Origin of the sequence: Thalassobacterium sedimentorum (assembly GCF_031127905.1) — a bacterium.
GTDB lineage: Bacteria > Verrucomicrobiota > Verrucomicrobiia > Opitutales > Coraliomargaritaceae > Thalassobacterium > Thalassobacterium sedimentorum.
Genome location: NZ_JARXIC010000004.1, coordinates 176,829 through 202,262, shown reverse-complemented (window position 1 = coordinate 202,262; position 25,434 = coordinate 176,829). Strand labels below are relative to the sequence as shown.

25 protein-coding genes are annotated in these 25,434 nt (G+C 51.6%); 13 read left to right on the top strand and 12 right to left on the bottom strand.

Annotated elements, in window-relative coordinates; genetic code table 11:
* Window positions 1-143: 143 nt before the first annotated feature.
* From glyA to QEH59_RS04075, 6 genes are all read right to left on the bottom strand, one after another.
* Window positions 144-1,427: a serine hydroxymethyltransferase gene (gene glyA / locus QEH59_RS04100; protein WP_308984085.1), complete on the bottom strand. Its 1,284-nt coding sequence runs from the start codon at window positions 1,425-1,427 to the stop codon at window positions 144-146.
* Between the two features lie 49 nt (window positions 1,428-1,476).
* Entirely contained in the window at window positions 1,477-2,988 is a 1,512-nt protein-coding gene (locus tag QEH59_RS04095) for a hypothetical protein (protein WP_308984084.1), read from the bottom strand.
* An 83-nt stretch (window positions 2,989-3,071) separates the two neighbouring features.
* Complete coding sequence (gene surE / locus QEH59_RS04090; RefSeq protein WP_308984083.1) at window positions 3,072-3,857, bottom strand: 5'/3'-nucleotidase SurE; 786 nt, start codon at window positions 3,855-3,857, stop codon at window positions 3,072-3,074.
* Window positions 3,858-3,923: 66 nt separating this feature from the next.
* Complete coding sequence (locus QEH59_RS04085) at window positions 3,924-4,424, bottom strand: acyl-CoA thioesterase (protein WP_308984082.1); 501 nt, start codon at window positions 4,422-4,424, stop codon at window positions 3,924-3,926.
* A gap of 309 nt (window positions 4,425-4,733) precedes the next feature.
* A complete protein-coding gene (tal, locus tag QEH59_RS04080; RefSeq protein WP_308984081.1) occupies window positions 4,734-5,690 on the bottom strand; it encodes a transaldolase in 957 nt (318 codons plus the stop codon).
* Window positions 5,691-5,764: 74 nt separating this feature from the next.
* A complete protein-coding gene (locus tag QEH59_RS04075; protein WP_308984080.1) occupies window positions 5,765-6,160 on the bottom strand; it encodes a DUF423 domain-containing protein in 396 nt (131 codons plus the stop codon).
* 121 nt (window positions 6,161-6,281) lie between these two features.
* On the opposite strand from QEH59_RS04075, the gene QEH59_RS04070 reads away from it, so the two are divergent.
* From QEH59_RS04070 to QEH59_RS04035, 8 genes are all read left to right on the top strand, one after another.
* Window positions 6,282-6,842: a hypothetical protein gene (locus QEH59_RS04070; protein WP_308984079.1), complete on the top strand. Its 561-nt coding sequence runs from the start codon at window positions 6,282-6,284 to the stop codon at window positions 6,840-6,842.
* A 161-nt stretch (window positions 6,843-7,003) separates the two neighbouring features.
* Window positions 7,004-8,068 carry an outer membrane beta-barrel protein gene (locus QEH59_RS04065; RefSeq protein WP_308984078.1) on the top strand — a complete coding sequence of 355 codons (1,065 nt, stop codon included), beginning with the start codon at window positions 7,004-7,006 and terminating at the stop codon, window positions 8,066-8,068.
* Window positions 8,069-8,541: 473 nt separating this feature from the next.
* Window positions 8,542-9,537 (top strand): RluA family pseudouridine synthase, encoded by a 996-nt coding sequence (locus tag QEH59_RS04060; protein ID WP_308984077.1) that lies wholly within the window; start codon window positions 8,542-8,544, stop codon window positions 9,535-9,537.
* Window positions 9,538-9,666: 129 nt separating this feature from the next.
* Window positions 9,667-10,206 (top strand): preprotein translocase subunit SecG, encoded by a 540-nt coding sequence (secG, locus tag QEH59_RS04055; RefSeq protein ID WP_308984076.1) that lies wholly within the window; start codon window positions 9,667-9,669, stop codon window positions 10,204-10,206.
* Entirely contained in the window at window positions 10,206-11,117 is a 912-nt protein-coding gene (locus tag QEH59_RS04050; protein WP_308984075.1) for a hypothetical protein, read from the top strand. Before secG ends, QEH59_RS04050 begins: the two co-directional genes overlap by 1 nt.
* A 122-nt stretch (window positions 11,118-11,239) precedes the next feature.
* A complete protein-coding gene (locus QEH59_RS04045) occupies window positions 11,240-12,166 on the top strand; it encodes a CopG family transcriptional regulator (protein ID WP_308984074.1) in 927 nt (308 codons plus the stop codon).
* Between the two features lie 122 nt (window positions 12,167-12,288).
* The gene (locus QEH59_RS04040) at window positions 12,289-13,479 is read left to right on the top strand and encodes a pyridoxal phosphate-dependent aminotransferase (RefSeq protein WP_308984073.1); all 1,191 of its coding nucleotides are present in this window, start codon (window positions 12,289-12,291) and stop codon (window positions 13,477-13,479) included.
* A gap of 33 nt (window positions 13,480-13,512) precedes the next feature.
* A complete protein-coding gene (locus QEH59_RS04035) occupies window positions 13,513-15,738 on the top strand; it encodes an NADP-dependent isocitrate dehydrogenase (RefSeq protein ID WP_308984072.1) in 2,226 nt (741 codons plus the stop codon).
* 328 nt (window positions 15,739-16,066) lie between these two features.
* Here QEH59_RS04035 and QEH59_RS04030 read toward each other — a convergent pair whose 3' ends face one another.
* From QEH59_RS04030 to accB, 5 genes are all read right to left on the bottom strand, one after another.
* Window positions 16,067-16,513: a hypothetical protein gene (locus tag QEH59_RS04030; protein ID WP_308984071.1), complete on the bottom strand. Its 447-nt coding sequence runs from the start codon at window positions 16,511-16,513 to the stop codon at window positions 16,067-16,069.
* Window positions 16,514-16,587: 74 nt separating this feature from the next.
* Window positions 16,588-17,154 (bottom strand): alkaline shock response membrane anchor protein AmaP, encoded by a 567-nt coding sequence (gene amaP / locus QEH59_RS04025; RefSeq protein ID WP_308984070.1) that lies wholly within the window; start codon window positions 17,152-17,154, stop codon window positions 16,588-16,590.
* Between the two features lie 56 nt (window positions 17,155-17,210).
* The gene (locus QEH59_RS04020) at window positions 17,211-17,654 is read right to left on the bottom strand and encodes an Asp23/Gls24 family envelope stress response protein (RefSeq protein ID WP_308984069.1); all 444 of its coding nucleotides are present in this window, start codon (window positions 17,652-17,654) and stop codon (window positions 17,211-17,213) included.
* A gap of 27 nt (window positions 17,655-17,681) precedes the next feature.
* The gene (gene accC / locus QEH59_RS04015) at window positions 17,682-19,046 is read right to left on the bottom strand and encodes an acetyl-CoA carboxylase biotin carboxylase subunit (protein ID WP_308984068.1); all 1,365 of its coding nucleotides are present in this window, start codon (window positions 19,044-19,046) and stop codon (window positions 17,682-17,684) included.
* Window positions 19,047-19,055: 9 nt separating this feature from the next.
* Window positions 19,056-19,580 (bottom strand): acetyl-CoA carboxylase biotin carboxyl carrier protein, encoded by a 525-nt coding sequence (gene accB, locus QEH59_RS04010; RefSeq protein WP_308984067.1) that lies wholly within the window; start codon window positions 19,578-19,580, stop codon window positions 19,056-19,058.
* Window positions 19,581-19,741: 161 nt separating this feature from the next.
* Between accB and QEH59_RS04005 the strand changes: the two genes are divergently transcribed.
* Genes QEH59_RS04005 through QEH59_RS03995 form a run of 3 tightly spaced genes read left to right on the top strand, consistent with a single transcriptional unit; the run spans window position 19,742 to window position 21,715 of the window.
* The gene (locus QEH59_RS04005) at window positions 19,742-20,794 is read left to right on the top strand and encodes a ketoacyl-ACP synthase III (RefSeq protein ID WP_308984066.1); all 1,053 of its coding nucleotides are present in this window, start codon (window positions 19,742-19,744) and stop codon (window positions 20,792-20,794) included.
* 32 nt (window positions 20,795-20,826) lie between these two features.
* A complete protein-coding gene (locus QEH59_RS04000; RefSeq protein ID WP_308984065.1) occupies window positions 20,827-21,063 on the top strand; it encodes a phosphopantetheine-binding protein in 237 nt (78 codons plus the stop codon).
* A 19-nt stretch (window positions 21,064-21,082) separates the two neighbouring features.
* Window positions 21,083-21,715, top strand: a complete 633-nt coding sequence (locus tag QEH59_RS03995; protein ID WP_308984064.1) for an acetyltransferase — start codon at window positions 21,083-21,085, stop codon at window positions 21,713-21,715.
* On the opposite strand, the gene QEH59_RS03990 is transcribed toward QEH59_RS03995, so the two are convergent.
* Window positions 21,712-22,431: an exosortase-associated EpsI family protein gene (locus QEH59_RS03990; RefSeq protein WP_308984063.1), complete on the bottom strand. Its 720-nt coding sequence runs from the start codon at window positions 22,429-22,431 to the stop codon at window positions 21,712-21,714. The two genes, QEH59_RS03995 and QEH59_RS03990, sit on opposite strands and share 4 nt — an antisense overlap.
* Window positions 22,432-22,567: 136 nt before the next feature.
* Between QEH59_RS03990 and QEH59_RS03985 the strand changes: the two genes are divergently transcribed.
* Window positions 22,568-24,520 carry an O-antigen ligase family protein gene (locus tag QEH59_RS03985; protein WP_308984062.1) on the top strand — a complete coding sequence of 651 codons (1,953 nt, stop codon included), beginning with the start codon at window positions 22,568-22,570 and terminating at the stop codon, window positions 24,518-24,520.
* A gap of 2 nt (window positions 24,521-24,522) precedes the next feature.
* Window positions 24,523-25,428, top strand: coding sequence for a hypothetical protein (locus QEH59_RS03980; RefSeq protein WP_308984061.1), 906 nt, complete (start codon window positions 24,523-24,525; stop codon window positions 25,426-25,428).
* Window positions 25,429-25,434 lie beyond the last annotated feature (6 nt).

The window sequence follows — 25,434 nt, the reverse complement described above, 5'->3', positions numbered from 1 at the left end:
ATTCGGTATGCGCTGGCGAACGGACAGCTCGGCGAGCTGTCCCTACCGGTGTGCAGTGAGTGGGTAGGGCGGTTTTGCCAAAACCGCCGTTTGTTTATTGAGGGGCGCTTGGCGGTTCGTTGGATATGGGCATTCAAAGATGCTTAGTAAGGCAGCGGATATTTGGCGGTGAGTTCGGCGACGCGTGCTTTGACACTGGTGAGGGCCTCGTCGAGGCCGTCGGTGTCGATCGCTTTGAGTACGGTGTCAATGCAGTCGGCGATGGTGTCCATGTCTGCTTCGACAAAACCACGGCTGGTTACGGCTGGAGTGCCGAGACGGATGCCGGAGGCTTTGAAGGGGGAACGTGTCTCGAAAGGCACGGTGTTTTTGTTGCAGGTGATATGGGCGCGATCGAGTGTCTCTTGCGCCACCTTGGCAGTGAGATCGGGAAGGTTTTTGCGAAGGTCTACCAGGAATAAGTGATTGTCAGAGCCGTCCGAGATGAGTTTGTAGCCGCGCTTGACCATGGCCGCAGCGAGTGCCTGCGAGTTTTTGATGATCTGTGCCGCGTATTCTTTGAAGCTGGGCTTGAGGGCTTCGCCGAAGCAAATCGCCTTGGCAGCGATGACGTGCATGAGCGGGCCCCCTTGACCGCCTGGGAACATGGCTGAGTCGATGGCTTTGGCGTGCTCTGCCTTGCAGAGAATGAGGCCACCACGTGGGCCACGCAGTGTTTTGTGAGTCGTGGTGGTTACAAAATCGGCATGGGGCACCGGTGAGGGGTGGGCGCCTGCGGCAACCAAGCCCGCGATGTGTGCGATATCAGCAAAGAGATAGGCGCCGACGGAGCGGGCGATTTCACCCATGCGTTCGAAATCGATGATACGTGAGTAGGCAGATGCACCAACGGTGATCATCTTGGGCTTTTCCTTTTCTGCAACCGCTGCGAGTTCGTCGTAGTCGATCAATCCGGTGTCTTCACGCACGCCGTATTGGACAAATTCGTAGAGTTTACCGGAAAAATTGACTGGATTGCCATGGGTGAGGTGTCCGCCGTGTGCGAGGTTCATTCCGAGCACTTTATCGCCGGGTTGTAGCACTGAGGTGTAGACCGCAAAGTTTGCCTGAGAGCCGGAATGGGGCTGCACGTTGGCGTGGTCGGCACCGAAGAGTTCTTTGGCACGTTCGATCGCGAGGCGTTCAACGACATCAACATGTTCGCAGCCTCCATACCAACGTTTACCAGGGTAGCCCTCGGCGTATTTGTTGGTGAGGACGCTGCCCTGAGCTTCCATGACGGAAGGGTAGGTGAAATTTTCCGATGCAATGAGCTCGATGTGGCTCTCTTGGCGCTGGCGCTCGGCGGCGATGGCGGCGGCAATTTCAGGATCGATGACGTCGATCGGGTTGGCGTTGAGGGCGGGATTCGATGGTGCAGTGGTCATTTTGTAATGATTGAAAGTGTGGAGTTGTGGAAAGGAGCCGGTGAGCCGGTTAGAAAGGCCAAACCCATTCACGGGCGCTGCGAGACTTGGTTTTAGGTGCGTCGTCGCTGGTTTCGTTTGATTGTGCTTCGGTGATCGCTTCGGGCGCAGTTTCAGACGCTACTTGCTGGGGGGCGCTGTCAGTATTCTCAGCGGCGTCTAGAGCTGCTTCGTCGGAATTTTGAGTGCCTGATTCGCGAGCAGCTGTGGCAGTCGATTTTTCGCTCCAAAAGGGCCACCACCATGGATCGCCTTCGTTGCTTGCTTCATATTCCTCTTGTAGCATCGCATCGGGGGAGACGGCTGCTTCGTCTTCGCCGAAAGGCCATACCCAGCGTGCAAAGGTGCGGCCCCAACCTGCGCTTTGTTGTTGCACTGGGTCAATGCCAGCGGCCTCTGCGAGACTGATCATTTGCTGGGCGACATCGGCACGCCCGGCTAAGTGAGTGACGAGTTTGGCGCTGTCTGCAGGTGCGGCAGCGCGTATGCGGGTGGGGACGCCATCCAGTGGGCGCCCTGGCTTATATTCATAGAGTACGAATCCGCGTCCGATGGGGCTGAGGATTTTGCGTGTGCCGTTGTCCCAGCGCATAAAGATGTCTTGTCCTTGCATTCTCCAATCGCCCTCCAGGTTCGGGTCGCTGGATGTGCGCAGTCCACCAAAGCGGGCGATTTCGACGCGTTCAAAGCGTTCGGCGGTTTGTTTTACAATCCAGTCGCCACGATAAAAGGCGCGTGCATTTTTACGGCTGGAAAATGCGATGCCACCCGTGTGAACTTTGCGCTCTTCTCGATAGTTTTCAAGCCATGTGCTGGGCACATTGGATTCGTTGGAGCGAGCAGCGGGGCGCAGTTCAGTGGTATCGTCTTCGATGATTTGGCCCGGCTCGATGAGTTTGTAAGCAAATTCACGCTTATTGGGGCGTAGGATTGAGTAGTGGCCGCTGTCCCATGCAATGTGAAGTTCGCTGCCTTGCTTGGCCCAGGAGCCGCGCAGGCCATCGGCGCCGCCTTCGGTGCTGGCGGCTGAACGGTCGGAAAGCACAAAAATATAGTCCGGGCTGGCATCGTCGCCATCGATCTTCCAGGTGCCGAAGAAGCCCTTCGCCTTGTCGCGATCGGAAATTGCTTCGTTTTCGTTCGTGGGAGGCTTGGCCCACTGGCCGAGAATCTCGGCTGGCACCTGCTGAGCCTTGACTGAATACGATTCCTCGCCTTGTGGATTTGTGTGAGTAATGGCAAATCCGAGTTTGGCGCGTTCGATACGATGTTGACTCCCATCTGGCCAAGTTAGGGTGGCCACCTGATCTTGGCTGGTCCAAGTGCCTTGGTAGACGGTGCGGTCGCTGTTGTCGCCCCAGAAATAGGAGGCGCGGTTTTGGCTTTTAACGATTATGACCAGTGCACCTTGCTCGGGTGTGTCAATTTGCCAAGTGCCGCTAAATAGCTCCGCCTCACTTTGCGCGAGCGCAGTGAGGCTGAGTAGACTGGAGATCAACAGCCCGTAGAATAGTGCGGTCATTGATCGGAAAAAGGGTGTGCATCTCTGCGCGGAGAATGAAATCATATCTAGTGCCTATTTTTGACAGTCACAACAGGCAAGAATTATTCGTGAGGCTGGCCGATTCGTGAGAAATTTAATAGGCTGCGACTAATACGTCCGCTGTCCAATACTGCGCGGTCAGACTGGGGGTGTGGATCGATTACTTGTCCGTCTGAATAGCAGAAATTGTATTTACCTGGACTGGTTTCCGTGAAGAGACTGCCGAGTTGTAGCTTAGCCGGAAAGGTGTCGACGATTGGTGTATCGTGCTTGGTGATCGCTGGGAAGTTGACATTGATAACACTGCCAATGTGGGTCTCCTGTGTCTGGAGGACTTGCTGTGCCATTCGCGCTGCCTGTGTGGCTGCGGTTTTCAAGGAGGTATTAAATTCCTCACTCGCTTGGCCTTTGGCATCGCGTATGGAGTCAAATAGGTGATTGGGCACGCATTTGCTGAAAGCCATTGCCGGTAGATCCCAGAGTACGCCTTCGATCGCGCCGGCGACGGTGCCGGAGCTGAGAATCAGTGTCTCAGTGGTGTTGTATCCAATATTGATACCGGAGAGCACGATGTCTGGTTTTTCTGTAAGCAGATTGCCGAGTGCGATATTGACGCAATCGGAGGGGGTGCCGCTGATGGCCCAGGCGTTCACAGTCTCCGGGAATTGGGCCGGGCAATGGATGACTTCGACCTCTCCGTGGCGTGTCATGCAGCGCCCAGTCCAGCTCTGTTCGAAGGCGGGCGCGGCTACTGAAATTCGGAAATTGGGGAGTAGCGCCTCGACGAGGCGATGTAGGAAGGCAGATTGGATGCCGTCGTCGTTGGTGATGAGTGCGTGTGGTTTCATGAATGGTGGTATTGCCTGAGTCTTGCCTGAATATTGCCTGAATATTGCCTGATTGAGGCCGCTGCGCTAGACGCCTGTCGGTCGTGTGAGAATCTCGGCGGGTGCTTCGGTGATGCGAGTGCGGAGGTCTGCAGGCAAGCGAATTGATTTTAAGGATCCGTCCTCACAGAGCTGAGCTAAGATGGTGGTCATCTGCCCCTTGCCGGCTTGAGTTCGGCTGCCATCCGGGTTACGTCGGAAAATGCGGAATTGATATTCAATTGCGCGATCTTTTACAGCTTTTACGGCTAGATGGATGTCGATGGTGTCGCCGAATCGGATCGGAGCAGAAAATTTGCATTCAGCACGTGCACGTGGCCAGCCTACCATTTCGCCTGGTTGGGTGCGGATGAGATCCAGGCCTGCAGCTTCGAAGAAATCGCGTTCAGCCGTCTCCATGTATTTAAAGAAATTGGAGAAGTGGACCAACCCAGCCATATCGGTTTCCGAAAATTCAATTCGGCGCGTTGAGGTGTGTTCATAAGGCATGGCGGTAGTGATGCCATACCAAACACGAATGGCAACCATCCGTCTTAAATTAGGAAAATTAGCAGGTGAAATCTTTGTCGCGACCCGCTGGGGTTGGGGGCAGGTATGTTTTTGAGGGGCCGCTTGCCGCTTGGTTGAATACGTGCTTCGATATGCGTCGGCGAGCGGACGGCTCGGCGAGCCATCCCTACTGATGTCGTTGTGTCAGTGGGGCGGCGAGTGTGCCAAAACTGTCGCCGGAGCGTGCTTAATGATCGAGGCTAATGCCTGCCATTTTACGCTGCACCTAGCCAATCGGGCGCGGGCCTCAGCAGAGGCGCCTACGTTTTGATTCCTTTGAGGGCTGTGTTATAGCTTGCTGGCGACGATTTCGCGAACCTTGAGCATGTCTTGTCCAAAGACTCGAATGCCTTGGGCGAGTTTCTCGGTGGCCATGGCGTCTTCGTTCATTAGCCAACGGAAGGATTTTTCGGAGACGTCGAGGCGCTCGATGTCGGCATTTTTCGCTTGTTCGGGGTCGAGTTTGCGTTCGACTGTTTGGTCCATGCCCTGTAGCTCTTCCAGCAGGTTGGGGCTGATCGTTAAGAGGTCGCAACCGGCGAGTTCCAGAATCTCGCCGCTATTGCGGAAGCTGGCGCCCATGACTTCGGTTTCGTAATCGAATTTCTTATAGTAGGTGTAGATCTCTTTGACACTGAGCACGCCGGGGTCGTTTGAAGCATCGTAACTGGTGTCGGTGTTGGCTTTAAACCAGTCGAGGATGCGACCGACGAAGGGAGAGATGAGTTGTGCCTTGGCTTCCGCGCAAGCTACTGCTTGGGCCAGCGAAAATAGTAGGGTCATATTACAACGTATGCCTTCTTGCTGTAGGATTTCCGCAGCGCGGATACCCTCCCATGTCGAGGCGATTTTGATGAGCACGCGTTCACGCGAGATGCCTGCTGCTTCATATAGGGCAATGAGTTCGCGTGCCTTGCTGATGGTGGCTTCGGTGTCGAAGGATAGACGAGCGTCAACCTCGGTCGAGACGCGGCCTGGCACGATTTCGAGGATTTTCAGACCAAAGCCCACTAGTAGATGGTCAATGACTTGATCGATCCGTTCTTCGCCTGCGGCTGTGGATTTAGCTGTCGATTGGATGGCAGCATCGAGTACGCTGGCATATTCTGCCTTTTGCAGTGCTTTTAAGATTAGAGACGGATTGGTGGTGGCGTCCTGCGGTGCATAGGCTGCCAGCGTTTCGAAATCGCCAGTATCGGCGACGACGGTAGTGAGTTTTTTGAGAGCATCGAGTGTGTTAGACATAGGTCTAGCACTGTGCATGTGAAACTCTATGGGGCAAATGAGTTTTCAGGGTTTTGCATGACTTTTACACATCGCTACCGCGAAACTGATTCATGTTTCATTTTTAAGGCCGCGTAGATGAGTGAGGCCCAGCCTGCGATGAATAGCAGCCCGCCCAAAGGAGTGATGGGGCCTAGCCAGCGTGGCCCACCTAGCGCGAGCCAATAGAGGGAACCTGAGAATAATAGCACGCCTAGGCTGAAGCACCAGAGCGCGCTTAGGACGGCCCGATTGTATGACTTATAATGGGCTGTCAGTAGCAATGCGAGCGCATGCCACATTTGATAGTCGACTGCAGTTTTCCATACAGCAGTGGTGCCGCGGGATTCGAGTGTTGGTTGCAGGGCATGGGCTCCGAAGGCTCCTAGCATGACTGCCGATAGGCCAAAAAATCCCCCGATTACGATTAAAAAGTGGCTGTGTTTCATCATCGCATCGGCATATCTGCAAATATGTCTGTGGTCAATGGATTCTCGCCGGGGGGAACTTGCTGCCAGAAACTGTTTTTTTTCTTGCGTTAGATCCGGTACTAACCACTAAAGTGAGCCAAATATGCGTATTAGTTTATTTAATGTTTCTGTGCTTGCGGCGTCTGCAGTCGCTGTAGCTATGCCTTTTCAATTAACTTTTGCGGATGCTGAAGCAGATCGGATTGCGCGCTTGGAGCAGCGTTTGCTTCAACTTGAGCAACGTTTGGCTGAGACAGAACAGGAGACTAAGGAGGTTAAGGTCTTGGCGTCCAGTGCTGCAGCTAGTGGTGGCAATAACGCATCGATTTTGGGTAATCAGGCCACTTTTGATATTCTGGCTGGTAGCGCATGGCGTAATTTGCGTTGGACACAAGAAGAGCAATGGGAGGGGGTTCGCCCCGGTGTGACGGAAGCAAAGGTGGTTGAACTGCTCGGTTATCCCCCACGTTCTGTGGATTCGATGAAGCCACGGGTTGATAAGGTTTATTGGTATGAAACCAGTATTCGCGACCGCTCTTCAGGCATGCGCGGCAAGGTTTCTTTTAAGAAGGGCAAGGTAATCTCTGTCCAAAAACCAGATTTTAGTCAGGTTGATCTGCCTGCGGCAGCCAGCGAACCAACCAGCCAACGTCGACTTCCTTAGGCTCTGCTTAGGCTCTGCTTAGGCTCTGCTTAGGCTTGACTAATAATTTACGTAATTATAAAGCAGGGTTTACATCTAGTAGATCCGTTGCTAATTAGAATTTGACTGAAGTGCTTTGCACGGAGGTTAGACAAACAAAAAACACAAACAAACTACATAACATGAAAAACAAAATTGCTATCGCATCTGCATTTATTGCAGCTTCTAGCTTTTCGACTGCGGAGATCGTTGTAAACGATTTCCTTTCTTTCGAAGGCTTCGTTGATATGTCCTATTCACAAACGGACATGGAAGTTGAAAACAACAGCGGCAACCGCGACGAATCTGAAAACAGCTTCGCAATCGATCAGGTTGAAATTAGCTGGTTGTTCGATTTCGATCCAGTAACTGCTCAAATCGACCTTCAGTATGAAGACCTTCCTGGCGACACAACAGCTGTCGAGCAGGCTTTCGTTACTTACCACTTCGATAACGGTGGTGCAATCACAGCGGGTCGTTATGCATCCATGCTTGGTTTCGAAGCATTTGAGCCAACTGGTCTTTATCAGTACTCTTTCGCTTATGATATCCACTCTTTGGGTACTTCCTTCTTCGGTCCTGACACTTCGGACCTGACTATCCTTCCTGGGTATGCTCAAGGTGTGAAATACACATACGAAACAGACACCACATTCTTCGGTATCTCGCTTCAAGACGAGGCTTTCGACGACGACAATGATCGTTTGGGTGGTGATGGCGATAGCTCTTATGCTTTCGAAATTGCTGGTTCGATCGCTATGGACAATGGCTTGGCCTTCTTCCTTGGTGGTGTGTTCGAAGAAGCAGACCTTGGTGACACATATGTTATCAATGCATACACAACATTCGAAACAGGTGCATGGTTGTTTGCTGGTGAGTTGAACTACGGTGAGTCTGAAAGCGGTGCTTTCGCATTCGGTTCTCCAGACGAAGAAGTGTTCACAGCGCTTCTTATGGCTAACTTCGCATACAGCGATCAAGCTTCCGTAACTGGCCGTCTTACATACATCAACGACGAGAACTCAACTTCTGGTGCAGACCAAGAGTTCACAGCGCTTAAGTACACAATCGCTCACGGTTATGCTTTCACAGACAACTTGTTCCTCGTGAACGAGCTTAGCTATGTTGATGGCGAAATCGATGCAGGTGGTAACGCTCGCGACTACGAATCTCTTCTTTTCGCTACTGAGCTTATCTTCTCTTTCTAATTGGGCCTAGCCAAATTAGAAGTTAAAGAAAAAATCTATCTCAAGGCCCTCCGGAAACGGAGGGCCTTTTTTATTTTTGGGGTAGGTCTCATTCAGCATCGAAGGTTCGAAGTTGGGCGTTCCCTTCATTTCTCGATAGGGTAGCCTCGGTTCTTCGAACCGGGGGAGCAGTAGGAGGGCCCTTTATTTTTCGATTGGTGTAGCCTCGGTTCTCTGAACCGGGGGAGCAATTGGAGGTTCCCTTTATTTTTCGATTGGTAGTAGCCTCGGTTCTCTGAGCCGGGGGGCGTGGTATCGCTGAGGCGACTGACTTTGACGTGATTTAGCAGAATACACGTAGAGCTCATTGAATTCGTTCTGGGTGTGTTCATGTGAATTAGTGCTTGAAAAATCAGAACGCCAATCATGTTGAGTGGGCTGGTGTGATTGAATGAGCTTGCTTGTGGTGGCGAGACTTGACGCACTATATGTGAATGACAGAAGACTCGAAACAAAGCGAAAAAACACTCTTGGACTGGGCCGCTCAGTTGTGTCCGGATTCCCCGCGCAAGCGGATTAAGGAATGGATTGCCTCGGGGCGCTTCTGCTTGGAGGGGCGGGTGGTTACGAAGGCAGGTCTGCGTATGGCGGATCCAGGCCCAGCTCTGACTTTGGGCAAGCCGGAGAAGTCGGCTGTAGCTTGGGGGCATCGTAAGCGCATTCATCCTAAATTGGTGTTGGTCTACTTGGATAGCGATTTGGCGATTGTGGATAAGGAGGCGGGACTACTTTCAGTGCCTACCGAGAATCAAGCGAAGACTTCAGCTTTAGAAGTGCTGTCTAATTATTTAAATGACTCACGTGGAGAAGCGACGCGACGTAGTTTTTTTGGTTCGCCGGATGCGATCAAACCCTTGCCTGTGCATCGCCTGGATCAATATACTAGCGGGATTCTCTGTATCGCTTTAAACGATGTGGCGCGTCGGCATTTGATTCGGCAGTTGCGTAGTCATGATTTCCTGCGGGAGTACATTGCCTATGGCGATGGTGATGCGCCGCAGGCTGAGGGATCTTGGCGGAATTATCTGAAGCTGGATGAGCGCGGCTATGATCAGGAGTTGTTGCATGAGCCTGTGGATGGAGCGACGGAGGCCATTACGCACTATAAGGTTGAAGAGGCCTATGCGCGTCATCATGTGAGTAAATTGCGCATTCGACTGGAGACAGGATTGAAGCACCAGATTCGGATACAGGCTGCGGCGAATGGGATGCCCTTGATCGGGGATCGTATTTATCATCCAGGCACGCAGAAAGCGGTAGCCAAAAAGGGGGCTAAGCTACCGTATGGCTTTAAGCGTCAGGCCTTGCACGCGGCGACGATTGGTATCGTGCACCCCAGCAGTGGCCAGAAAATTAAATTTCAATCCAAAATACCAGGTGATATGCAACTACTCGAGGAACGCTTGCGAATGGCTCAGCTTCAGGCTTGAGCGGTGAGTGATTCACTATTTATCTGATTGGAGCTTGGATGTTCGGCCTTCAATTCTTCCTTTTCGCTTGAACTCAGAAGCAGGCTAGGCATTTTACCCTGCTTTTCTCATTATCAACGGCTTACCATTATGAGCACATTACTCATCAGTCTTTTAACTCTCGCTCTCTTGCTGATCTCGGCATTTGTTATTTTAATCGTGCTGATGCAGCGCACTAGTCAAAGTGGCGGCATGGGTGCCGCACTTGGTGGTGGTGCTGCAGAGTCTGCGTTCGGGTCGGATACGAATAATGTTCTGACCAAGGGCACCGTCTATGGGATTATTGCATTTTTTGTCGTGGCCTTGGGGCTTTATCTGCTGCATCAGGCTAAAGCTGCCGATGTGATCGAGGATGTGGATATGACGACATTAATTTCTGCTCAAGAGGCGAAGCCAGTTGCGGAAACGATGACCGAGGTGGTGGACACGGTTGAAGGCGCGGTTACTGCTCAAGTTGAAGACGCCGAGGAATCTGCTGCCGCAGCTGCAGAATCTGTGGATGTAGAAGGAACCATGGCGACAGTTGTCGAGTCTGTAGAAGCTGGTGCTGCTCAAGTGGACGCTCAGGTTGAGGAGGCTGTCGAATCCGTCGATGCCGCTGTGAGTGATGAGCAGCCCGCCACGAATTAATGCGACTTCAGAAAATTTTTAATTCTTCTTTTATTAAAAGGTCAGCTGTTTTCGGTTTATCCGCAGCTGGCCTTTTTTGTGTCTGTGTGCCTGTCAATGCGCAGCGTGCGGGCGGGGCGCGCGATCAGCAGTCCGTGCGTGTAATGGATCGTATTGACGCGCAGGAAGGTGCGCAGCGTTTAGAGGCATTTCGACAGCAGCGCTTGGAGGGCGATTTCTGTTTTGACTTTGAGCTGGCTCATAAGCCACGGCGTGCGCGTACGGTACGCTATCAAGGCCGGATGTGGGGGACATGGAATGAGGTCGGCCCGATTACACGTTTTAGTGTCCAGCCGGCGGAAGGGGATGCCGAAGCTGTCGTTGAATTGATCATACAAAACGGGGAGCATCCGCAGGTTTGGATGCGTCGTTCGCAGCAAGCTGCTTTTGAATTGTTGCAAGGCGTCGCTTTGTTTGAGCCTATTTTACCTGGCTTGCTGTACTCGCCTTTTGATTTGCAGATGCCTTTTGTGTATTGGGATGACTTTATTTATGAGGGACCCACTTTGGTTGGTGCGACCCGGGTGGCGCAGCAGTTTTTAATGCAGCCGCCAGAGGCTTCGGCGAGTGCCGAACGTGGGATCGTTGGAGTGAGAGTTGGGCTGGACGATACCTATAATGCCCTGTGGCGAATTGAAGTGATCGGGGCGGATGGCGAGGCGACTTCGCGCTTTGCTGTCGAGAGCTTTCAAAAGGTGCAAGAGCAGTATATCGTTAAACGAATTACTTTAACCGATTATCCTTCTAAGGATCGCACGACTTTTGATGTGAAGGCTGCAGCTGTTGGCGTTGCGTTGGATCGTTATTTATTCGCGCCCGAATCGACACGTTCGGTGGATGAGTTGCGTCCGTTACGAATGGAAGATTTGTAGTTTTTACAAGCGTTGTTTTGTATGATTGAGCGCCGTTGGTGTATGCTTAATTATGCTATTAGAATTTATGTTGACTTAACTTATATAGAAAACAGCCTACGTGTAGCCGTAAGGCATTGAGTATGAGTAGTAAAACTAGTACCCCATTGACTTTTGATCTTCAGCAAGACCTGCTGGTTAAGTTGAAAGATCTTCAACATAAAACTGGAGCACGTTCCTTAAGTGAGGTTGTTCGTTATGCGGTTAGTCATATCGACGTTTCACAACTGAAGCTGACCAATCCATTACATCGCCAGGTTTCGGTGCGATTGTCTGATGAGTTGCGTCAGCGCTTACTTAAAATAAGTAAGCAAAAGAAAGTGAGTGTGGGCGAGTTGTTGCGAGCCGCATTAGATTCTCTACCAGATCAGCTTCCGGGCTTTAACCCTGAACCCATTATGCCTAAGAAAAAAGCAACAAAGAAAAAAGTCGCTGTCAAAAAGGCAGTGCGTAAGGTTCCAGCCAAGAAAAAGGCTGTTAAAAAGAAAGCCGCAAAAAAGACAGTGAAAAAAGCTGTGAAGAAGGCGGTTAAAAAGACTGCTGCGAAAAAGAAAGCAGTGAAGAAAACGGCAGTGAAGAAAACGGCTGCGAAAAAAACAAGCGTTAAGAAGAAGGCGGTGAAGAAAACAGCGGTAAAGAAGAAGGCCGCTAAAAAGACAGCCGCTAAAAAAACTGCCGCTAAAAAAACTGCCGCTAAAAAGAAAGCGGTGAAGAAAACGGCAGCTAAGAAAACTTCGGTTAAGAAGAAGGCAGTGAAGAAGACTGCTGCCAAGTCGGTGAAGCAGGCGGCTAAAAAGACTGCTGCGAAGAAGGTCACGACGAAGAAGGCAGTCAAAAAGAAAGCAGTCAAAAAGAAGGCTGTGAAGAAAACCGCAGCGAAGAAAAAAGCTGTGAAGAGAGTCGCGAAGAAGGCGGCGAGCAAGCGCGCGCTTAAGAAAGCAAGCCCCGGGAAAGTAGCTAAAAAGGCAGTTAAAAAGCGAGCGGTGAAGCGTAAGGCCTCGAAAAAGTAATTTCGCTTTTTCGACGAATCTTAGGCTAGGCTTGCTTTTGCCCAAGCAGAAGTTTTGATTCTGCGCTCCTGCGGCACTGTTTATAACAGAGGCTGCAGGAGCGTTTTTCATTTTTACTACCTATGTCACAGCAAGCAAAACTCTCTACTTGGGCGAGTAACATCGCTCCTTCTCCAACACTCGCGGTCGATGCGAAGGCAAAAGAGCTGAAAGCAGCAGGCGAGGATGTCTGCGGCTTTGGTGCCGGCGAGCCAGATTTTGATACGCCTGAGTTTATCAAGGAGGCCTGCATACAGGCGATTCGAGAGGGAAAGACCAAATATGCGCCTGCGCCGGGGATTCCAGCTCTGCGTGAGGCCTTGGCGGAAAAATACCGTAATCAAGGCGTGGATGGTGTGACCGCTGCGCAGTGTGTGGTGAGTCCGGGAGGTAAGTATTCTTGTTATTTGGCGATTCTTGCCGTGATCAGCCCCGGGGACGAGGTGGTGATTCCGGCACCTTATTGGGTGAGCTATCCAGAAATGGTTAAGTTGGCTGGCGGGGTGCCGAAGACTGTTTTTGCCGGCTTAGACAGTAATTTTAAAATCACCCCGGAGCAGTTGCGAGCGGCGATCACACCCAAGACACGGCTCTTGATTATCAATAGTCCCTCAAATCCAACTGGTGCCATTTATTCTCCGGAGGAGTTGCAAGCGTTGACTGAGGTGGCGCTGGAAGCGGGGATTTACATCATGTCTGATGAAATCTACGAGCACTTGTTGTATGATGGAGTTAAGCATGTCAGCCCGGCTTCCTTTTCTAAGGAAGCGGCTGATGCGGTGATTACCGTCGCTGGTTTCAGTAAGACCTTTTCAATGACGGGGTGGCGACTTGGTACCTTGATGGCTCCGCCGGCGGTGGCTAAGGCGGTGGCGAGTTTACAGAGTCAAACCAGTTCCAATGCGACTACTTTTGCGCAGTATGGAGCATTGGCTGCAATGCAAAATTGGGATGAGTCGATGGCAGCTGTTAACGGAATGTTAGAAGTTTTTGATCGTCGTCGTCTGACACTGCTAGATGGCTTGCGCGGAATCGAAGGCATTGAATGTGCACGCGCACAGGGAGCCTTTTATTTATTTCCTAATATCGAGAAACTAGGTCTAAGTGCTGCGGATTTTGCGGCGCGTATTTTGGAGGACGAAAAAGTCGCAGTGGTGCCGGGCGAGGGCTTCGGAGCTCCTGGCTATATTCGTTTGAGTTATGCGACTTCCGATGAGGTGATTGAAAAAGGCCTGAAACGACTGGCTACTTTCTGCGCACAACTGAAGGCTTAAGTTTCCAGCCTATTCATCCAACCCTTTACTACTATGAGCGATAAAGCAAAAATCATCTACACTATCACAGACGAAGCGCCGGCATTGGCGACGCACTCGTTATTGCCGATTATCGAGGCGTATACAGCTGCGGCGGGAGTCGCTGTTGAGACGCGTGATATATCACTTGCGGGACGCGTGCTTGCGAGCCTGTCAGAATTCTTGCCAGCAGATCAGCAAGTGCCCGACCACCTTGCTGAGTTGGGAGAGCTCGCCAAGACCCCCGAGGCAAACATTATCAAGTTACCAAATATCTCTGCTTCGATGCCGCAGTTGATTGCTTGCATCAAAGAACTGCAGGCCAAGGGCTTTGCGCTGCCAGATTATCCCAGTGAGGTTAAAACTGAGGAGCAAGCAGCCATCAAAGCTGCTTACGATCGCGTCAAGGGCAGTGCCGTGAATCCAGTACTGCGTGAAGGGAACTCCGATCGCCGTGCGGCGGTTGCGGTAAAGCAGTACGCTAAAAATAATCCGCACCGCATGGGGGCATGGAGTGCGGACTCCAAGTCCACCGTCTCGAGTATGGCGGCAGCTGATTTCTATGGAAATGAGAAGTCTGTGACCCTGGCGGAAGCGACCACAGTTCAGATCGAACTACAGACTGCAGATGGTGGCACTACCGTGTTAAAAGAGGGCCTGGACTTGCAAGCGGGTGAAGTGTTGGATGGCACCTTTATGAGTGTGCAAGCGCTCCGTACGTTTTTGGCAGAGCAGGTGGAGGCCTCCCGCGAGGCGGGCATTTTGTTTTCACTACACATGAAGGCAACGATGATGAAGGTCTCTGATCCTATCATTTTCGGTCACGCTGTTGAAGTCTTCTACAAGGATGTTTTCGAGAAGTATGCCGATGTGATTGCTGAGCTGGGAGTGGATGTGAAGAATGGGCTCGGCGATCTTTACGCGAAGATCGCGACACTGCCTGCGGATCAAAAAGCAGCTATTGAGGCAGATTTGGATGCCGTATATGAGTCACGTCCAGCGATTGCGATGGTGGATTCTGACAAGGGAATCACGAATCTGCATGTGCCTAGTGATGTGATTATCGACGCATCTATGCCGGCTGCAATTCGTAGCTCCGGGCAAATGTGGAATCAGTCGGGCGAACAACAGGACACTAATTTCGTTATCCCGGATCGTTGCTATGCTGGTGTCTATGCAGAAACTGTCGAGTTCTGTAAGAAGCATGGTGCATTTGATCCTAAGACAATGGGCACTGTGCCCAATGTCGGTTTGATGGCTCAGAAGGCAGAGGAGTATGGTTCGCACGATAAGACTTTTGAAATCCCGGCCGATGGTACGGTCCGGGTGGTGGATGCTGCTGGCACGGTTTTGTTTGAGCATACAGTCGCCCAAGGCGATGTTTGGCGTGCCTGCCAAGTGAAGGATGCGCCAATTCGAGACTGGGTGAAGTTGGCGGTGAATCGAGCTCGTGCAACTGGCGCTCCTGCGATCTTCTGGCTTGATCGCTCTCGTGCGCACGACGCGCAATTGATCGCGAAGGTCAATACGTACCTGAAGGATCATGATACCGACGGCTTGGATATTCGTATTCTCGAGCCTGTCGAAGCCACGCGTGTCACGCTTGAGCGTGCGAAAGCAGGTGAAGACACTATTTCAGTGACCGGTAATGTGCTGCGTGACTATCTCACTGATTTGTTTCCAATTCTGGAGCTTGGCACCAGTGCCAAGATGCTATCCATCGTCCCACTGATGAATGGCGGCGGTCTCTTTGAGACCGGAGCAGGTGGCTCGGCTCCTAAGCATGTTCAGCAATTCGAGAAAGAGAATCACTTACGCTGGGATTCCCTCGGAGAATTTTTAGCTTTGGGCGTATCGTTAGAGCACCTGTCCACTGTTTTTGGTAATGCGAAGGCTCAAATACTTGCCGATACGCTGGATACTGCCAATGCCAAATTTTTGACAGAAAACAAGTCACCTTCGCGTAAGGCAGGTGAGCTGGATAATCGTGGTAGTCATTTCTACTTGGCGTTTTACTGGGCAGAAGCTCTGGCTACCCAAGATCAGGATGCTGATTTGAAGGCACGCTTTGCGCCGCTTGCTGCAGCTTTCGCGGCTAATGAGGCGAAGATTGTCGAGGAGTTGAATTCGGTGCAAGGGGTTGCTATGAACATAGGTGGCTATTATCGTCCCGTGCTTGAGCAGGCTCAGGCTGCCATGCGTCCGAGCGCGACGCTGAACGCTGCGCTCGCGGCACTGTAGCTGACTGGCCTACCACGACTCGTTCCCACAGCGAGTCCTGTGCTTGCTTGTGATTCATTTTAAGGCCGCTCCGTTTTGGGGCGGCCTTATATCACTTCGCCAAAAGTTTGGTCCTAATAAATATATCTTCTGTAACCTCGGTTCTCGGAACCGGGGCGATGTAACCTCGGTTCTCGGAACCGGGGCGATGTAAATCCCTCCCCGAAACAAAGTTTTGAGGCTACGCTAAGGCCAAGCTTATAGATCATATATACTTAGAAGTGGTATTAGTTTCGAGGCTAGCTTTCGCACTGTCTACGAGATCATGCATGCTTAGAATTGGTGTTATTTATTTCTGAAGTGTCTCTTGCGGCTGTAGTGGTTGACTACTCACAATACGCCAATCGCCCTGCTGATTGCGGCCGATGCTAAAGAGGCTTTCAAAGTGATCGTCAGTGTCGTAGCGGACGCGCATGCGTAGTTGTGGTGTCAGTGTCGGCCCGTAATGCACACCTTGATAGCTATAATAAATCGTTTCTTCGGGGCTGCCATGGAGTGCTTCGAACTCGATGCGTTTGATGGGCATCCCTAATTCATAGCTGAGGGCATTTTTGAGTAAACTGATGGTTTGTTCCGTACTGCCGTCGAGTTGATACAGTGCCAGCATCGGCTCGATGTCAGCCGCCTGATTAGCGATGCGAAATGCGGCGGCAAAGCCTTCCAGTTCTTGGGAGGTCTGCTGTGGGCCGCAGTTACATAGGGTGAAGAGGGTGCAGGCTAAAAGTAGGCGAAGCATTTTGAGGCTCAGTTGACTCAGTGCTGTAATGAATTACTGGCAGCTTCGATTCTGACAGTATGGGTTACTAAAGCTTATGCTTTGGGCGCATTTTCTGGGCTAGAAGTTGAATCTGCTGAGTCCTTGGTGTGTGCGGAACTGTCGGTATCACATACTGCCTCAGTTGCTTCGAGCGCAGCTGTGGTGGACTTCGCCGGTAGGTTGGATTCAATGCGTCCACTTTTAAAACTTACTGCGATAACATTGATACGTCCCAGGGACTCGATGCCCAGGTTTTCCGTCAAGGCCTGTCTCAGGTGTGCCTGCAGGGTCTGTTCAATCTGACGTAGGCGACCAGTGCCCTGCAACTTGATGCGAATTTCGAAATGTGAGGTCTGGCCTTTGACTCGAATCTTAACTTGCGGCTTGGAGACGTCTTGTAATTGCTCGCAGGAGGTGCGTACTAACTCAACGATCGCATGACGACTCACCATGACGCGTCCGTTCTCGGTGGTATAGGCGACGACATGTTTAGGCTGTCGACGCATCAGTAGCATTAACAGCAGCAACAAGGCCAGCGCAGCGACACTGATGTAGAGAAACTGCGGCTGGGGGAGTTGTTGGATTGCTTCGTAGACGTCGCGGAGGGTCGTAGAGATCATGAGATCTTATTGAGTCGAGGTGTATGTGGCGGGGCGGAATTGGGGGCCGGGGACGTTTAGTCTGTGTGCGGCTCGTCGGTCCAGTCGTCCTGCTCCTCTTTCTCGTCCTCGGTGCGAACGCCGTCGATGATGACATTGATGCGTGCTACATTTTTGCTGGTCATCTTTTCCACTTGCTCTGCTATGCGTTGTTGGATTTCGGTGGCAACCGCCGCCAGTTCCACTCCGAAGCGGAGAATGACACGGATTTCGATGCGATAGTCGCCCACTTCGTCCTCTTCGACACGGACGCCGCGCTCGTCTCCTTTTTTGGAGAAGATTTCGGCAATGCCATCGACAAAACCACCCCCAACGGCAACGACACCACCCACTTCAAGAGCGGCGAGACGAATGATGCTCGCGACCACGCTGTGGTTAATGCGAATGTCACCGAGAGTGTTTGAATCCTCGGAGACAGTAGGGATGACTGATTCGTTTATATTGTCTGTTTCCTTGCTCATAATAGGCGTGATTATGTATTGTATGGCTTAAGTGTAAATATCCTTCGGCACACGCTGAAGGAATTCTTCGATGTATTTCGTGGTGGCTTTACCGGCACGGAAGTGTGGGTCGCGAATGATGGCACGTGAGAACGGGATATTGGTTTTAATACCGCGGATGAGATATTCTCCCAAGGCACGATCCATACGGTCGAGTGCCAATTCGCGGGTACGGCCAAAGGTCATCACCTTAGCGATCATGCTGTCGTAGTAGGGCGGGATGGTGTAGCCACTGTAGCAGTGCGAGTCGATGCGCACGCCATGGCCACCTGGGGAATAATACAGGGAGATCTCGCCTGGGCAAGGGGCGAAGTTACGCGCAGGATCCTCCGCGCACACGCGGCATTCGATGCAGTGTTTGGTGATCTTGATGTCTTTTTGCTCGTAGCTGAGCTTTTGGCCGCTGGCGATGAGCAGCTGTTCTTTGACCAGATCAACACCTGTGACTTCTTCAGTGACCCCGTGTTCCACTTGGATTCGGGTGTTCATTTCGATAAAGAAGTAGTTGCCCTTGCCATCTACAAGGAACTCGACTGTGCCAGCACCTTCGTAGTTGACGGACTTGGCCAGCTTAACGGCGTCGCGCCCCATTTTCTTACGAATGTCGTCAGAGATGAAGGGAGAAGGAGCTTCTTCGATCACCTTTTGGTGGCGTCGTTGTACCGAGCAATCGCGTTCACCAAGGTGGATGACATTGCCATATTGGTCGCCCAGTAATTGGATTTCAATGTGACGAGGTGCTTCCAGAAAGCGTTCCAGGTAAACAGCGCCATTGCCAAAAGCCTTTTCAGCTTCGCTGCGGGCATTGTTATATTCTTTCACGAAAGCGACTGCATTGTGTGCAGTGCGCATCCCCTTACCGCCACCACCGGCGACTGCCTTAATAATGACAGGATAGCCGATCTTTTTGGCCACTTCCAGGGCATCTTTTTCGTTGTCGACGGTGCCGTCACTGCCGGGAATGACGGGGACTTTGGCTTTGATGGCCATGTCGCGCGCCTTGGCTTTGTCGCCAAAATTGACAATCGCTTCCTTGCCGGGGCCGATGAATTTAATATTACACTGGGCGCATTGCTCAGCGAAATCAGCATTTTCCGCGAGGAATCCATAGCCGGGGTGGATGGCGTCCACGTCTGCGATTTCGGCTGCAGCGATGATGCGATCCGCTTTCAAATAGCTGAGATTGCTTGCGGCGGGGCCGATGCAGATCGCCTCGTCGGCCAGCTGCACGTGTAGCGACTGTTCGTCCGCTTCGGAATAGACGGCGAGCGTCTTAATCCCCAGTTCGTTACAGGCGCGGACGATGCGAAGCGCAATTTCGCCGCGGTTTGCGATGAGTACCTTTTTAATCATCCGGTAGGATTAGGCTGTTTTAATTTTAAAGAGAGGCTGGCCGTATTCGACCGCTTCACCATTTTCAACGAGCACTTCAGTGATGACGCCGCTCATTTCCGCTTGGATTTCGTTCATGACTTTCATTGCTTCAATGATGCATACGATGGTGTCGGGGCCGGCTTTAGTGCCGACGTTAGCAAATGGAGGGCTTTCCGGAGAGGCGGCACGATAGAAGGTGCCGACCATTGGTGATTTAATGATCGCGATACCTTTTTCTTCGGCTGCAGGGGCAGCTGCAGTGTTGGTGGCTGCGGCTTCAGCCGCTGGTGCTGGGAAAGGGGCAGCTGTTTGAGCGACAGGTGCGGCGTGAATGATTTGTGGAGCGTCGGCACCTTTGCTGCTTAGGCGTAGCTTGAGGCCATCTTCCTCGTATTCGAATTCGGAAATGTCCGAGCGTTTCATGAGGTCGACGACTTGTTTTATGAGTTTGATGTCCAAGGTATGTCCTTTCTTACAGCGTTGGTTGGTTTGTAGTGGGTTGTACGTCTTCAATAACTTGGAGACGCTCAATTCAAAGTAAAAGGTATGTAAGGCTAGCTTTTCGTGATGTGCAACGACTTTGTTACTTTAGAAAAATGTGCTTAAATAGGGCTTTCACTCGAGCTTTTCTCAGACCATTCTGCAGGAATATGCCAAAGTGCCGCCTTAATAATGTGAAAATTGCAGGAATTGTGACCTGTGTGCCGCCGCATGAAAAATCGATCGACGATGAACTGGAGCTATTTGGCGGGAACGTCAAGCAGATCGCGCGATTAAAAAAGACCATCGGGCTGTCGAAGCGTCGAGTGGTGGATGCATCGACCACCGCGGCAGATCTTTGTGAGCAGGCGGCCCGCCATCTGATTGAGCAGGCTTCATTGCCCTTGGATGTGATTGATACTGTGATCTGCGTGACGCAGACACCCGATTATATACAGCCTTGTAATGCAGCTGTGCTGCATGGGCGCTTGGGTCTGTCTAAAAACTGTGCAGCGCTGGATGTGAATTTGGGTTGCTCGGGCTATGTTTATGGGCTTTGGTTGGCGCATTCCCTGCTCGCGAGTGGTGCCAGCCAGCGGGTGCTATTGTTAGCTGGAGATACTATGAGTCGTCTCGTGCATGCGAAGGATCGGGCAGTGGCGCCACTTTTTGGGGATGGTGGTAGTGCGACATTATTGGAATCAGTGGATGGGGGCGCGCCTGCTTATTTTAGTTTGCAGAGTGATGGTGCCGGGTATGATAAATTAATCGTGCCTGCGGGAGGCGCGCGTCAACCCTCTTGCGCGGACACTAAGACGGTCGCGGAGGATGCGGCTGGTAATCTGCGCTCGCCGGAACACCTCTACATGGACGGCGCGGAGATTTTTAATTTTTCGATCACCGAAGAGCCTCAGTCGGTCCGGGAGTTGTTGGCCTATGCGCAGGTGGAGTTCGACGCCGTTGATTACTTTGTGTTTCATCAAGCCAATCGTTATGTGCTGAGTAATATTGCCAAGCGTCTGAAGCTGGATGTGTCGAAGGTGCCGATGCAAACAGTGGAACGTTATGGCAATCAGAGCTCTGCCTCGATTCCCTCGGCGATCTGTGGGGAGTTGGCGGGCACACTCGCTGCCCGTGAATCAACGCACTTGCTGCTGTCAGGTTTCGGAGTGGGCCTATCCTGGGCCAGTGTTTTACTTGAGGTGGAGGAGCTGGCTGTGTGCGAATTAATTGACTACCCTTGGTAAGCTGGGCTACACTTCCGCTTTTTACCTTTATCATGAAAATAGAAGAATTTGTGGGCATCTTTGCCAGTGCTTTGGACGATTTGGATGCGGACGAGGTCACCGCTGCGACTGCTTTTAAGCAACTCGCAGTCTGGGATTCCTTGGCGGTGTTAACCGTGACCGATACGGTGGAGATGGAATGCGGGGTCTTGCTCTCCGGTACCGATTTTGCCGCTGCGACGACGCTAGAGGATTTATATGAGACAGTGCGTGCGAAGCAGGCGCGCTAGTTTCAGTGAATGGAAGTGAATGATGAAGGACTTATATATCTTAGGGGCAGGTGGCTTCGGGCGTGAGTTACATACTTGGCTCAGCGATGAGCAGGTGCTGCTCCAGCGCTATCGTTTACGCGGTTTTATTGATGATGCGCCAACTGCCTTGGATGTCTTTGCGATCGATGCTCAGGTGGTGAACTCATTTACTGATTTACCCGATTTCAAGCATTCTGTCTTTGTGTGCGGGGTCGGCAATGTTGCGCTCAAGCGTCAGTTATGCGAGCCGATGTTGAAAGCCGGTGCGGAATTTGTGAGCTTAATTCATCCGAGTGCTCGAGTGGGGCCACGGGTAAAATTGGGGCGGGGCGTTGTGATCTGCCCCGGAGTGACTTTGACCTGCGATATCGAGGTGGGGGATTTAGCGATGGTGAATTGCCACTCCACGGCGGGGCATGATGTTGTGATCGAGTCGTGGACGACGATCAGTGGGCATTGCGATTTGACCGGGGGGAGCCGGGTGGGCGAAGGAGCTTTTCTCGGTTCAGGCGTGCGCGTGATCCCTGGCAAGCGGGTGGGCTCAGGTGCGACCGTCGGTGCTGGCTCGGTGGTGATTCGCCATGTGGCTGAAGGTGCCAGGGTCTTTGGCAATCCGGCCCGAAGCTTTTAAAGCTGCGTACTGGCCAGGGGGGCTGCAGCAGCGGATACTTCCTCCTCGAGTCCGACCTCTACCAAGCTTTCTATGATGGCTTTGAAGCCTGGAGTTTTTTTGAGCTCATCAAGATTCTTGTTGCTGGATAGGCGGATGAAAAACTGTTCTTCACGTAGATTGAGGCCATATTCCTTTACGTCCAGGAGAGCACCTAGGATATTGGGGGTTCCAGTTTGGTCGTAGCTGAAAGGTTCGCCGCCCACCAAATGCCAGAAATACACATTCTGAGAAGAGCCATCTTTCGAATACACACCAAACTCGGCGGGCTCCAGGCGAATTTTATTATAGGTAAAGGGGATGGAGTATTCGCGTTCTTCACGTGTCCAGCCGTTGACTACCCAGCAGGTGTCGGGAGTATGGGCGCCTGCCCAGCGATAAGAAGCTTTGCCTGGAGTCCAGTAGGCGATGTAGAGTCCGACAAAGACGTCGTTTTTTTGAAATACACGGAAAAGTGCATCATCAAAGTTTAGAAATTCGCTAATGCGTGCGCTGGACTCCGGGGACTCGGCCATGTCTAAATCCTTGATCTCCCAGCCCTCCAGTTCGTCGGGTACAATGAGTGCCAACGGTTCGTGCAGCGTCGGTTCGGGCGGTGGCACCAGAGTGAAATACGCACGGAGCGCGAGACCGCCGAAGAGGATCATCGCTGCGGAGATGAGGAGTAGCTTTTTCATGAATGGAATGGAGAGTGTTTGTATTGAAACCTAGTTCCAGCTCAGGTTCAAGTCTTAGGCTAAAATATGAGTTTACCTTGTTGGATTCACTGTATTGCCTGCTGCTTGACGACTCGCTCGAAGATCACTCCTGTTTATGGCTACAATTATCGATAAATCCGGTCACATTGCCTTTTTTGGGCATGTTAGTTGGGGAAACCTTGTCGACTGGATGGTCACTTTGTGCCTGGGCCTGATCATTTCATTGACGACACTGGCGCTGGGAGGGGTGCGTCCGGATACACATTTGGTATTATTACCATTGTTTGTACTATTGCTCTGCTTGCATGGGCTCTGGCTTGCGCTGGATCAGGAGTCGCCCAAGCGCTTAAGTCAGGTGCCACTGTGGTTTGTGCCCGGTCTGTTGTGGATGCTCGCAAGCGTGCTTTGGTGGTCTCCAGTGCCTTGGCGTGGCTGGACTGAGCTATTGTATGCTTTAGAGGCTTTTATTTTACTGTGGGTCCTGGCTAATAATGTACGCACGCGTGCGCACCTTTGGTTGTTGATTATCATGAGCTTGTCGCCTGCTACCTTGGCAGTGTTTAATGGATTTTATCAGTTTTTTCAGCGACCTGAGCAAATGCTCGGGGCCCTGACTGGTTATCCTTTGGCGTTGAGTGAGGTATTTCTTGGGCGAGCAACTGGTTCTTTTGCGGACCCAAACAGTTTTGCGGCCTTTTTGTTGATGCTGTTACCATCGTTGTTGGTGGCGGCTGCAGTCACCCGCTTGCCTAAGATATTACGCTTACTGTGTTTTTATATTGCGCTGATGGTTTGCGTGGGAATTGCGCTGACCCAGTCTTATTGGGCGGTGGCAGTCGGGGTGGTCTTATTAAGTGTGGTCCCGTGGTTTTGTTTTCGTCGAGTTAAACGGCGTATTCTTTTTTCGCTTTCAGGTGTTCTACTGGCGCTGTTGTTTTTGCTGGCGATGGTTGTGCTGCATCCCTTGTTTAAGAAGGGGTTGCAACACGCACTCTCTGACCAGGGGGAAGGAGTCCGCTTAGTATTGTGGCAGGAAGCTTGGGCCATGATTCAGGAGAATCCGATTTTCGGCGTTGGCGCGGGGGCTTATCGTTCGTCTTTTGAACAAAGTCCACGAGTGGCTTTGGCGGAACTACCATTGACGCCGCATAACGACTATCTGCTGTTTTTAAGCCAACTGGGTGTTGTCGGGTTCCTATGTTGGGCGATCCCCTGCAGCATAGTATTTGTGATTGCATGGAGGGCTTGGCGACGGGAGGCATTCGCAGTGAAGCTGCGTGATTCAGATGCGATGATTATGCCACCGCAGCGTTTCTTTCTCTCGCTGGGGCTGTGTGGATCGATTGCTTGTGCGCTCAGTATGCTGAGTACCTTTGTCTGTTATGTGCCAGCCTTAATTTTTTATGGTGTGCTGGCGTTTTCGATATTGTTGAAAACTAGTTTTAAAAGAAGCTTGGTATTGCCTGAGCATTGGGTGCATCGAGTCGCTTATCTGCTACTTGTGAGTTGTGTCGGAGGCTCATTTTATGTGCTCGCTTCTAATAAGCTGCAATCGCAGGCATTAGAGTTGAGAGCTTTGGAGGAGTTAGAGCACGTGGTGGACATGCGGCTGCATATGTCGGGGGATTCCACCTGGTTAAATCAGGTCATCAGACGCTATGAGGATGCATTGGTCTTGGATCAGACTAATGGTGATGCCTGGATCGGTTTGAGTGCAGCGATCTGTCAGTTGTATTTCAAGAGCCCGGCTAAATTTGATCAAGTGGGTGCGCGTGCAGTGTCCTGTGCTCAGCGGGCGATTGAACTGAGTCCGGACTATTGGAAGCCATGGGCACAGCTTGGGGTGGCGCACTCGTTTCATGGTGATCTAGAGTTGGCCGAAGAGGCGCTGCGGCATGCATTGAGCTTGGCACCGAATAATAGTAACGCACACTATTATTATGCGGCTTTTTTGAGTGGAGGGAAGGATCGTCTGGATGAGGCCTTGGCCTCTGTTCAGATTGCTTTAGAGATCAATCCGCACAATGTGGCAGCCCGTCGATTACAACAAAAACTACTGATCTTATAGAAGTGATATACTGGTTCAAATATCTGATCGTCACTGGGCTCTTGCTGACTGCCCAACTGAATGCTGAAACCTGGGTGAGGGGGGCAATCACACTGCATGAGGTGTCTACAGCAGTTGAGCTGCGGGAATTGGGACTGGCTACGAAGACTTTCAGCAGCAGCCAAGTTCCAAGGACGATGGGAGGATTGATCAATTGCGAGGCGGAATATGGAGCGACTGCTTACTTTAGTAGTTCAAATCGAGCTTTTTTCTTTTTTGCAGGTGATGGCAGTTTTGCGATCGAGCGTTTTGAGCAAATCATGCCGGACCCCGCAGCATGGGAGGCCAGTGAGCTTGAGCCTGGTCGAAGCCGAATGATTTTAAATTTTAGAGCCGGTAACCTCATTATTGATACCAGGCACTTGTTAGAGGCCTCACAATGTTTGGTCGAGACTCCGCTGGGACGTTTGAGTGTTCAACGCGCGCTTTGGCAGATGCAAATAGCTTTTGATCCACGCAGTCAAATTTTCGATTTTACCATTACATGTAGTGAAGGGCGGGTGCGTTACACGGATTTACAAGGTCAGGTCTATACTTTGCGCGCGGGGCAGCGTCTGGCCGGGGCGGGTGCGCGCGACATGCCTTCAATTGAAGTCGGTGAGCGTACACGTGAGTCGATTGAATTATTGCAAAATTATATGTCGATGTCTGAGCGTTACGCAGCGGCGGCGAATCAGTTGTCACATTATCAAAGTCATTTTAAGCTGATGGAGCAGTCGGCTCGTCAGTCTGTTGTCATGCCGGCTGCAACTGTGGGAGCGACGAATCGTCGGCCGATTGTGATTGAATATGCAGATGAGCCTGTGGCTGTGACTCCCTTCCGTGGTGAAGTGAAGGCACCTGCAAGTTATCAAGCAGAAAGCTTTTAATGGTTG